Annotated in this window: 10 protein-coding genes; 5 read left to right on the top strand and 5 right to left on the bottom strand. The window is 72.3% G+C overall.

Annotated elements, in window-relative coordinates:
• Nucleotides 1-103 precede the first annotated feature (103 nt).
• A complete protein-coding gene (gene trxA, locus ACFQ7Q_RS28475) occupies nucleotides 104-472 on the bottom strand; it encodes a thioredoxin (RefSeq protein ID WP_383559981.1) in 369 nt (122 codons plus the stop codon).
• A gap of 196 nt (nucleotides 473-668) precedes the next feature.
• On the opposite strand from trxA, the gene ACFQ7Q_RS28470 reads away from it, so the two are divergent.
• Nucleotides 669-2,120 (top strand): dihydrolipoyl dehydrogenase family protein, encoded by a 1,452-nt coding sequence (locus tag ACFQ7Q_RS28470; RefSeq protein WP_383559979.1) that lies wholly within the window; start codon nucleotides 669-671, stop codon nucleotides 2,118-2,120.
• The gene (locus ACFQ7Q_RS28465) at nucleotides 2,117-2,980 is read left to right on the top strand and encodes a 3'-5' exonuclease (protein ID WP_383559977.1); all 864 of its coding nucleotides are present in this window, start codon (nucleotides 2,117-2,119) and stop codon (nucleotides 2,978-2,980) included. Before ACFQ7Q_RS28470 ends, ACFQ7Q_RS28465 begins: the two co-directional genes overlap by 4 nt.
• Nucleotides 2,981-3,069: 89 nt before the next feature.
• Here ACFQ7Q_RS28465 and ACFQ7Q_RS28460 read toward each other — a convergent pair whose 3' ends face one another.
• Entirely contained in the window at nucleotides 3,070-3,684 is a 615-nt protein-coding gene (locus ACFQ7Q_RS28460; RefSeq protein WP_383559983.1) for a TetR/AcrR family transcriptional regulator, read from the bottom strand.
• Between the two features lie 140 nt (nucleotides 3,685-3,824).
• On the opposite strand from ACFQ7Q_RS28460, the gene ACFQ7Q_RS28455 reads away from it, so the two are divergent.
• Entirely contained in the window at nucleotides 3,825-5,219 is a 1,395-nt protein-coding gene (locus tag ACFQ7Q_RS28455; protein ID WP_383559975.1) for a purine-cytosine permease family protein, read from the top strand.
• 30 nt (nucleotides 5,220-5,249) lie between these two features.
• Nucleotides 5,250-6,914, top strand: coding sequence for an amidohydrolase (locus ACFQ7Q_RS28450; protein ID WP_383559974.1), 1,665 nt, complete (start codon nucleotides 5,250-5,252; stop codon nucleotides 6,912-6,914).
• Nucleotides 6,915-6,962: 48 nt separating this feature from the next.
• Here the strand turns inward: ACFQ7Q_RS28450 and ACFQ7Q_RS28445 are convergent, their stop codons facing one another.
• The 3 genes from ACFQ7Q_RS28445 to ACFQ7Q_RS28435 form a co-directional block, all read right to left on the bottom strand.
• Nucleotides 6,963-7,625, bottom strand: coding sequence for a DUF305 domain-containing protein (locus ACFQ7Q_RS28445; RefSeq protein ID WP_383559972.1), 663 nt, complete (start codon nucleotides 7,623-7,625; stop codon nucleotides 6,963-6,965).
• 114 nt (nucleotides 7,626-7,739) lie between these two features.
• Nucleotides 7,740-8,150 (bottom strand): DUF6153 family protein, encoded by a 411-nt coding sequence (locus tag ACFQ7Q_RS28440; protein WP_383559970.1) that lies wholly within the window; start codon nucleotides 8,148-8,150, stop codon nucleotides 7,740-7,742.
• 103 nt (nucleotides 8,151-8,253) lie between these two features.
• Nucleotides 8,254-8,598, bottom strand: coding sequence for a tetratricopeptide repeat protein (locus ACFQ7Q_RS28435; RefSeq protein WP_383559969.1), 345 nt, complete (start codon nucleotides 8,596-8,598; stop codon nucleotides 8,254-8,256).
• 153 nt (nucleotides 8,599-8,751) lie between these two features.
• Here ACFQ7Q_RS28435 and ACFQ7Q_RS28430 point away from each other — a divergent pair, with 153 nt between their 5' ends.
• The gene (locus ACFQ7Q_RS28430) at nucleotides 8,752-9,717 is read left to right on the top strand and encodes a pirin family protein (protein WP_383559967.1); all 966 of its coding nucleotides are present in this window, start codon (nucleotides 8,752-8,754) and stop codon (nucleotides 9,715-9,717) included.
• Nucleotides 9,718-9,772 lie beyond the last annotated feature (55 nt).

Here is a 9,772-nt window from a genome sequence, read left to right as displayed (position 1 = left end):
GGCGCGGGCCTCGCCTGGGTGGCTGGGGGGGCCCCGCGGTGGATGGCGGGGCACCGCGGGTGGGGGGGTCGGGTACCCCCTGTACCGCCCCTCCGGCTCTCTCCTACTGCTGCTGCTTCGCGTTCTCGATGGACTTGCGCACCTCGTCCATGTCGAGCTTGCGCGCCTGGCCGATCACGTCCTCCAGAGCCGCCTCCGGCAGAGCCCCGGGCTGTGCGAACACGGCCACGTTGTCGCGCACGATCATCAGCGTCGGGATCGAGCGGATCTCGAACGCGGCTGCCAGCTCCTGCTGTGCCTCGGTGTCGACCTTGGCGAACACCAGGTCCTCATGACGCTCGGACGCCGCCTCGAAGACCGGTGCGAACTGCCGGCACGGACCGCACCAGGAAGCCCAGAAATCGATCAGAACGAAGTCGTTGTCACTCACGATCTGGTCGAAGTTGTCCTTGGTGAGCTCAACAGTGCTCATGCTTTCTACCTCTCCGGGTCTCCTGGCGGGTGTCCCTCACGGTCCCCTGGGGACTCGCCCCGCACAACGGTGTATCGAGTCGCGCTATTCCGCGCTGTTCCGCACCGTTCGGTGCGGGCACGGCTCGCGTTCCGAGCGTGCACGGCCGCGCCTTCCCCTGTGGCCACGGCGCACACCTGCCACCAGACTGGGGCCCATGACACATGAGGTGGAGCACGAGTACGACGTGGTGGTCCTGGGTGCCGGGCCGGTCGGCGAGAACGTGGTGGACCGGGCCCGGGCGGCCGGACTGAGCGTGGCGGTCGTGGAGAGCGAACTGGTCGGCGGAGAGTGCTCGTACTGGGCATGCATGCCCAGCAAGACGCTGCTGCGCCCGGCCATCGCCCGCTCCGACGCCCGCCAGGTGCCCGGGCTGCGCCAACTCGTCCAGGGGCCGCTGGACGCGGCGGCTGTGCTCGCCCACCGCGACTACTACGTCTCCGACTGGAAGGACGACGGCGCCGTCCGCTGGCTGGACTCCACCGGTGCCCGCCTCTACCGCGGCCACGGCCGGCTGCGCGGCGCCCGCAAGGTCGCCGTCGAGGGTCCCGAGGGCGAGCACCACCTCCTCACCGCCCGGCACGCCGTCACCGTCTGCACCGGAACCCGCGCCGCACTGCCCGACCTGCCCGGCCTGACCGGGGCCAGGCCCTGGACCAGCCGCGAGGCCACCAGCTCCCACCACGTACCCGGCCGGCTGATCGTGGTCGGCGGGGGGGTGGTCGCCGCGGAGATGGCGACCGCCTGGCAGGCCCTCGGCTCCCACGTGACGGTCCTGGTACGCGGCAAGGGGCTGTTGCCCCGGATGGAGACCTTCGTCGGCGAACACATCGCCGACGCCCTCACCGAGCGCGGCGCCGACATCCGGACCGGCGTCGACGTCGCCGCCGTCGTACGCGACGGGAGTACGGGGCCGGTCACCGTGGTCCTGGAGGGCGGCGACCGGGTCGAGGGCGACGAGGTCCTCTTCGCCACCGGTCGCAGCCCGCGCACCGACGACATCGGACTGGAGACCGTCGGCTTGGAGCCGGGCTCCTGGCTGCCCGTGGACGACACCCTCCGGGTCACCGGCAGCGACTGGCTGTACGCCGTAGGAGACGTCAACCACCGCGTCCTGATGACCCATCAGGGCAAGTACCAGGCCCGGATCGCGGGCGCCGCGATCGCCGCCCGCGCGGCCGGGGCCGAGGTCTCGGAGACGGAGCGCTGGGGGGCGCACACGGCCACCGCCGACCACGCCGCCGTGCCGCAGGTGGTCTTCACCGACCCCGAGGGCGCCTCGGTCGGCCTCTCCCTCGCCGAGGCGGAACGCGCCGGACACCGCGTCCGCGCCGTCGACCTCGACCTCTCGGGCGTGGCCGGCGCGGGTCTGTACGCGGACGGATACCGCGGCCACGCACGCATGGTCGTCGACCTGGACCGCGAGACCGTCCTCGGCGTCACCTTCGTGGGCCCGGGCATCGGCGAACTGCTCCACTCGGCGACCGTCGCCGTCGCGGGAGAGGTGCCGATCGACCGCCTCTGGCATGCCGTCCCCGCGTACCCGACGCTGAGCGAGGCGTGGCTGCGGCTCCTGGAGGCGTACCGGGACGGCGCGGGGGAGTCATGACCCCCGGGGCCCCGGACCTCATCAACGACTACGACGGGCCCTGCGCCGTCTGTGGGGCGGTCGTGCCGGCCGGGGCCGGAGTGCTCAGGCACCCCCCGACCGGCGGCTGGGAGGTCTTCCACCCCGGGCACGTACCGGAACCCGCGCCGCCGGCCCGGCAGGATCTGCCGGGCTGGCACCGGCGCCACCTTCTGGCGCTGGACATCGCGACCACCGGGAACCGGGCGGCCGTCGACCGGATCCTGACCGCGGCGGTCCGGGGCAGTGACGGCGCGATCGGAGATTGGATCATGGATCCTGGATCCAATGTCCAATCCTCGGCACCGGACAAGACCCACGGCGTCACCCCGGAGCGCGCCCGGGCGGAGGGCGTGCCCGCCGCGCGGGCCCTGGACGAGGTGGCCAACCTGCTCGCCGGACATCTGGCGGCGAACGGGATCCTGGTCGTCTGGTTCGCCCCGCACGTCCTGACCATGCTCCACGCCGAACTGCTCCGGCACGGCGTGCCCACGCTGGCCGACCGCCTCCCGCACGGTGTGGCGCCCATCTGCGACCCCCTCGTCCTGGACCGCCACGCGGACCGGTACCGCCCCGGCTCCCGTTCCCTGCGGGCCGTCACCGCCTGGTACGGCGTCCCGCACGCCCACCCCGGGGTGGCCGGGTCCGACGCGGAGGCCACGCTGGAGCTGGCCCAGGTCCTCGCGGCCTCGTACCCGTCGATCGCCCGGCTCTCGCGCCCCGCGCTCCACACCGAACAGATCCGCTGGGACGCGGAGCAGCACCGCCGCCATCCCGACGCCCTGGAGTGGCCGTTCGCCACGGTCGAGCCCCTGTCGTGGGAGGACCCGCCGGCAGGCTGACGGGGCTGCTCAGCCGCGAGCCGCCGGGCCGCCTCGCGGCCCCGCCGCCGGAGCGCCTGGCCCGACTGCGGAGCTCCGTCGCCCCCGTCTCAAGCCCTCGGGATGAGCAGGTCCGCCGCCGCCCGGGCCGCCTGGAGCGCGGGGCGCGCGTCCGGTCCGGATTCCTGGCCGAGGACCACGCGCGTGCTCAGGCCGTCGAGGAGCGCGAGGAGTTCGGAGGCGCGGGCCGTGACCTCGGCCGCGTCCATCGGCGCGAACCGGGCCTGGGCCACGCCCTTGGTGAGCAGTGTCTCCAGATCCTCCTGCCAGCCGCGGTCCAGCTCCCGCTGGGCCTCGCGCAGGGCTTCGTTCCCCGGGGTGCGGGGCCAGAGCTCGATCCAGAGCGTCCAGCGGGGATCGCGCGGACCGTGCGGGAGGTAGAGCCGCAGGAAGAGTTCGAGCTTGCGTTCCGCCGTCAGCCGCCGCGCCAGCAGCGCCCGGCGCTCCTCGGCGAGCGCGGCCTCGCTCCAGCGCAGTACGGCCAGGAGCAGCAGATCCTTGCTGCCGAAGTAGTACAGGATGTGGCCGCCGCTCGTCCCCAGGCGTTCGGCCAGCGCCGACATGGTCAGCGAGGCGAGGCCGCCCTCGGCGATGGCCGCCATGGCCTCTTCGAGCATCCGTTCCTGGGCGATGTGCCCGTCGCGCCGTCGCGCTGCCCCTGCCACCCGCTCCGCCTCCGTCACCCCTGACCCGATGGTCACGACTTTAACCGGGGGTCCGAAAGGTCTTGACGCGGTGGACCCCTCTCCCACATCTTGAATGCCATTCTAAGTTCTAGAACGGCATTCAAAGTCTGGGAGTGCGCATGGTGCAGATGGAGACAGCGGCGGACGTCGGTCGCGACCAGGTCTTCCAGGTCGAGGGCCACGGCATCGACCCCATCCCCGACGCGGAACGCCACGGCAGCGCCAAGGACGTCTTCTGGCTCTGGTTCGGCTCCAACCTCACCTTCACCTATGTGATCAACGGTGCTCTCGCCGTCGCCTTCGGCCTCTCCTTCTGGCAGGCCACCGCGGTCGTCGTCATCGGCGGACTGTCCTTCTTCGTCATCGGTGCCGCCGGACTGAGCGGCGTCCGCACCGGAACCGCCACCCTCGTCATATCCAGAGCCGCCTTCGGCGTCCGCGGCAACTGGCCCGCCGGACTGCTCAACTGGATCGTCAGCATCGGCTACACCATCGTCAACACGGTCGTCGGCACTCTCGCCCTCGACGCCCTCTTCGCCGACCTCGGCTGGAGCGGCGGCCACACCTCACGCGCCGTCGCCCTGTTCGTCACCCTGGCCCTGACCTTCGCCGTCGCCCTGTGGGGCCACGCGACCGTCCAGTTCGCCGAACGCTGGATGGCCTACGCCCTCGCGCTCGGCTTCGCCGGCCTGCTGGCCTTCGTGCTCCCCGGCGCCGACACGATGGCACCGGCCGCGGGACCCGGCGCCGCGGGCTGGAGCCTCGCCTTCGTCGTCATGCTCGCGGGCCCCTTCTCGTACCTCCCGATGCCGGCCGACTACACCCGCTACCTGCCGCGCACCACCTCGCTCAAGGCCCTCACCTGGAGCGGCGCGCTCGGCGGCTTCCTCTCCTCCGTCGCGCTGGGCGTCGCCGGAGTCGCCGCCGCGACCCAGGCCGACATGACGGACGCGGTCGCCGGCGCCGAAGGGCTGCTCCCCGGCTGGTTCCAGCCCCTCTTCCTCGCCCTGATCCTCGGCGGCTCGGTCACCAACTCGATCATCACGCTCTACTCGTCGAGCCTCAACCTCCAGGTGCTCGGCATCCCGTGGAGCCGCGCCCGCGCCATCGTGATCAGCGCCGCGGTCACCGCCCTCGGCTCGCTCGGGGCGCTCTTCCTCACCGACTTCACCACCTCGCTCCTCGCCTTCCTCTCCCTCCTGATCATCGTCTTCGCCCCCTGGGGCGGCGTCTTCCTCGCCGACATGGTCCTGCGCCGCTGCTCCTACGACTCCGCCGCCCTGCACGCGGGACCGGGCGGCGGCTACTGGTACCGCTCCGGCTGGCACCCGGCCGGGATGGTCGCCCTGCTCGCCGGAATGCTCTTCGCCGCGCTCACCTGTGACTCCGAGCTCTGGACCGGTCCGCTCGTGGCCCCGCTCGGCGGCGCCGACCTCACCCTCCTCGGCGCGGCGGTCTCCGCGATCGTCTACGTCCTCCTCGCCCGCCGCGCCGTCACCCCCGCGCGGCCGTAACACCCCGGAATGAAGCTGGAGTCCGCCCGAATGAACAGCAGCACCACCCCCGCCGACCTGGTCCTCACCCGGGCCAGGGTCCACACCGTCGACCCCACCCTGCCGGAGGCCGAGGCGCTCGCCGTGCGCGACGGACGGATCGTCTGGCTCGGCGCGGACGCCGACGCGGCCGTCTGGGTCGGACCCGACACCCGGATCATCGACGCGGGAGGCCGACTCGTCCTGCCCGGGTTCATCGACGCCCACAACCACGTACGCCTCGGATCCGACGACGCCTGCGTCCAGCTCGCCGGCGCCCGCACCCTCGACGAGATCCACGAGCGGATCCGCGCCTGGCACACCGCCCACCCCGACGCCCCGTGGATCGAGGCCGAGGCCTTCGACTACTCGGCGATCCCCGGCGGCCGGATGCCGACAGCGGCCGATCTCGACCCGGTCACCGGCGACACCCCCGCACTCGTCCTCAGCTACGACGTGCACACCGCCTGGCTCAACACCGCCGCACTGCACCGCCTCGGCATCGACCGGGACCACGTCGACGTACCGTTCGGCACCGCCGTCACGGACCCCGAGACCGGCGAACCCACCGGATTCGTCAAGGACTTCGCGGTCAAGGGGCTCTCCCGCGCGGGCCACCGCGCCCTGCGCGAGCTGGGCGTGCCGTGGGCCGCGCCCGACCGTCAGTACGGCCGGCTGGCCAAGAGCCTCGACGACGCCATCGGCTACGGCATCACCACCGTCGTCGAACCCCAGAATTCCCTCGACGACCTCGCCCTCTTCGAGCGCGCCCGCGCCGAGGGCCGGCTCCGCTCCCGGATCGTCGCCGCCCTGTTCCACCCGCGCGGCACCACCGAGGGTGATCTCGAGGAATTCGCCGCCGCGGCACGCAAGTTCGACGACGAGCGCTTCCGCGTCGGCCCCCTGAAGCTGTACATCGACGATGTCGTCGAGCCCCGTACGGCCGCCCTCCTGGAACCGTACGCCGGATGCGGACACCACCGCGGCGACACGTTCTACCCGCCGGAGGAGTTCGCCGACCTGCTCACCGCACTCGACGCGCGCGGCTTCCAGTGCTTCGTGCATGCCACGGGCGACCGCGGCATCCGTACGGTCCTCGACGCCGTCGCCCGCGCCCGCTCCGCCAACGGGCCGCGCGACGCCCGCCACCAGGTCGTCCACGTCGAGTGTCTCGACCCCGCCGACACCCCGCGCTTCGCCGAACTCGGGGTCGTCGCCTGTATGCAGCCCCGGCATGCCGCCCCCGACATCGCGGGCCCGGGCCAGGACTGGGCCGAGAACATCGGCCCCGACCGCTGGCACAAGGCATGGCCCCTGCGCAGCCTGCACGCGGCCGGAGCCGTCCTCGCCCTCTCCAGCGACTGGAACGTCGCCGAGATGGACCCGATGGTCGGCATCTACACGGCGGTCACCCGCCGCCCGCTCCACGGTGGCGGGGAGCCCTGGACCCCGGAGGAGACGATCGACGTCGCCATCGCGATCGAGGGCTACACGATGGGCTCGGCGTACGCCAACTTCCTCGAGGAGGAGCGGGGTTCGCTGAGCGTCGGCAAGCTCGCCGACTTCGTGGTCCTCTCCCGCGACATCCTCCGCGTGGACCCGGAACGAATCCCGGGAACGGTGGCCGAGACCGTCGTCGTGGGCGGCGAGGTCGTCCGTACGGTCACGGCCCGCTGAGGCACCGGCGGCCCTCCGGGAAGGAGGGCCGCCGGCACGGGGCCGCCGTCAGAGGCGGCCGAGGATCTTCCTCAGCTCCGTGATCTCGGCGGACTGCGTCCGCACCACCTCGTCGGCGAGCTGCTTCGCCGTCTCGTTGCGGCCGTCCTTCTGCTCGGCCCTGGCCATCTCGACCGCCCCGTCGTGGTGGGCGATCATCAGCTCGGCGAACTTCCGGTCGAAGGCCTTGCCCTTGAGGGACTCCAGGTCCTTCATGTCCTGCTCGGACATCATCCCGGCCATGCCGTGACCGCCGTGGGCGCCGCCGTGACCGCTCTGACCGGCGGACTCCGGCTTGCCCCAGCCCTTGAGCCAGGACTTCATTTTCCGGATCTCGGGATCCTGGGCCTTCTCGACATCGGCGACGATCTTCTTGACGCCCGCGTCCTCGGCGCGCCCGTCGGCGAGCTTCGCCATCGCGAGGGCCTGCTCGTGGTGGGGGATCATCGCCTGCGCGAACGCGACGTCCGCGTCGTTGAAGGCGCCGGGGGAGACAGAGCCGGAAGGGGCGGCGGTGGCGGACGCGCTGGTCTTCGCGCCGTGGTCCGTCCCGCTCGTGGAGTCGTTGTCGGAGCCGCTGCCGGATCCGCAGGCGGAGAGCAGGAGCGCCGCGGCGGCCGCGGCGCCGGCGAGCGCGAGCTTCCTGCTGGTGGGGTTGATGAAGGCACGCATGTGTGTCACACCTCGTGTGCTGTCGTACGGCGTACGCGAGCGACGCGTACGCGCGGAAAGGGCTGAACGGACGCTTCTGCGGGCAGCACGAAGTGCCCGCGGTGGCGCGTCGGCCTAGATCCGCAGAACGGACAGCTGGGCGAGGTCGGGAGGTATGGGTGGCGGGGCGTTCGGCCCCGGAGCGTGGGTGAGCCGGCCGAGCAGCCGGACCAGCCAGTCGGGGTGGCGCCCGAGCGCGGCGAGAACGAACCGCGCCAGCGCCCAGATACCGAGGACCGCCACGCAGAGCGTGGTCATGTCCATATCCATGCCGGAATCGTGGGAGGAGGCGGGCGCCTCGTCCCCCATCTGGTGCGGGGCGGCGGAGACATGCGTCATACCGTCCGCCGCGGCGTCCGACGGGCTCTCCGGGTGGCCCACGGCATGCATCACGAAGACGCCGAGGGCGAGCACCACGACGAGCAGCAGCTGCGCCAAGGCGCCGCCCGCTCTCGTGTTGCCGCGTCCCACTCGTCCCGTACGCACGACTCGAACCTCCCGCGACGACCCTACCGAACCGCCCCCGGCTCCTTGCGCAGGCCATGGGTCTCGGCGGGCCGGTGCGTCCGGCCCGCCGTCCCTTCGGGGCTCAGTCGAGCTGCTCTCCGGCCATCGCGGCGGCGAGCCGCAGGTGCGGCGCGGCCTCGGCGGCCCGGCCCTGCCGCTCGAGGGTGCGGCCGAGCATGAGCCGGGCGTACTGCTCCACCGGGTCCCGGTCGAGCACGGCGCGCAGCTCGGTCTCGGCGCGGGAGAGCTGCGCGGAGTGGTAGTAGGCGCGGGCGAGCAGCAGGCGCTGCGCCGTCTGCTCGGGGTGCTCGGCGACCAGGCCGCGCAGGATGCGGACGGCCGTCAGGTACTCCTTCGCCTCGAAGAACAGCTGGGCGCGGTCCCAGCGCTCACCGGCTGTTCCGAACTCGTAGTACGTGTCGTTCACTTGCACTCCCTCGTGGGATCCCTACTCTGCCGTCCGGTGGGGTGGCACTCCCGTCAACACCGGAGAGTGGTTGATGATTCCACTACGGTCCGCCGCGCATTTCCGCGTGGAGACACGCCCACGTCGTCCCCCGACAGGAATAGGTTGAGCGTCATGAGCAATCTTGATCGTCAGGCCTCCCTCAGCGTCTGCGGTGGCCGCGGCTTCGTCGTCGCCGAGCCGGTGCGGGAACTCCTCAGCCCCCGCCATGTCCAGCTCGGCGAGTCGACCGAAGTCCGCCGCCTGCTCCCGAACCTCGGCCGCCGTATGGTCGGCGCCTGGGCGTTCGTCGATCACTACGGTCCCGACGACATCGCCGACGAGCCGGGGATGCAGGTCCCGCCGCACCCTCACATGGGACTCCAGACCGTGAGCTGGCTCCATGAGGGCGAGGTCCTGCACCGGGACAGCACGGGCAGCCTCGAGACGATCCGCCCGCGCGAGCTGGGCCTGATGACCTCCGGCCGGGCGATCTCCCACTCCGAGGAGAGCCCCAAGTCCCACGCCCGCTTCCTCCACGGCGCGCAGCTGTGGGTGGCGCTCCCGGACGCCCACCGCCACGTCGAGCCCCACTTCCAGCACCACGCGACACTCCCTCAGGTCACTGCCCCCGGCCTGACGGCCACGGTGATCATGGGCGAACTCGACGGCGCGGAGTCCCCGGGCACCGCCTACAGCCCCCTCGTCGGCGCCGACCTCGCGCTCGCGGCGGGCACGGAGACGAACCTCCCGCTGGAGCCGGACTTCGAGTACGCGGTCCTGTCGATGTCGGGCGAGGCCCACGTCGACGGCGTCCCGGTCCTGCCGGGCTCCATGCTCTACCTCGGCTGCGGCCGCACGGAGCTCCCCCTGCGCGCGGTCTCGGACGCCGGGCTGATGCTCCTGGGCGGCGAGCCGTTCGAGGAGGAGATCGTCATGTTCTGGAACTGGATCGGCCGCTCGCAGCAGGACATCGAGGAGGCACGCGAGGAGTGGATGACCGGCACCCGATTCGGAGAGGTGAAGGGCTACGACGGCGCTCCGCTTCCCGCCCCGGAACTGCCCGCCACCCCGCTGAAGGCGCGGGGGCGCGTGCGCTGAGCGGCGCCTCCCCGGTCCGAGACGGCCGACCCTCGGCAGGCGCCATCTAGGATGT

Origin of the sequence: Streptomyces sp. NPDC056527, assembly GCF_042794475.1 — a bacterium.
GTDB lineage: Bacteria > Actinomycetota > Actinomycetes > Streptomycetales > Streptomycetaceae > Streptomyces.
Note: the sequence above shows the minus strand (reverse complement) of the source record. Positions and strands in the feature narration are given on the sequence as shown.

Coding starts and splice junctions, on each gene's coding strand:
- ACFQ7Q_RS28465 (WP_383559977.1), top strand. CDS start 2,117: ATGACCCCCGGGGCCCCGGACCTCATCAACGACTACGACGGGCCCTGC.
- ACFQ7Q_RS28470 (WP_383559979.1), top strand. CDS start 669: ATGACACATGAGGTGGAGCACGAGTACGACGTGGTGGTCCTGGGTGCC.
- ACFQ7Q_RS28450 (WP_383559974.1), top strand. CDS start 5,250: ATGAACAGCAGCACCACCCCCGCCGACCTGGTCCTCACCCGGGCCAGG.
- ACFQ7Q_RS28430 (WP_383559967.1), top strand. CDS start 8,752: ATGAGCAATCTTGATCGTCAGGCCTCCCTCAGCGTCTGCGGTGGCCGC.
- ACFQ7Q_RS28445 (WP_383559972.1), bottom strand. CDS start 7,625: ATGCGTGCCTTCATCAACCCCACCAGCAGGAAGCTCGCGCTCGCCGGC.
- ACFQ7Q_RS28455 (WP_383559975.1), top strand. CDS start 3,825: ATGGTGCAGATGGAGACAGCGGCGGACGTCGGTCGCGACCAGGTCTTC.
- trxA (WP_383559981.1), bottom strand. CDS start 472: ATGAGCACTGTTGAGCTCACCAAGGACAACTTCGACCAGATCGTGAGT.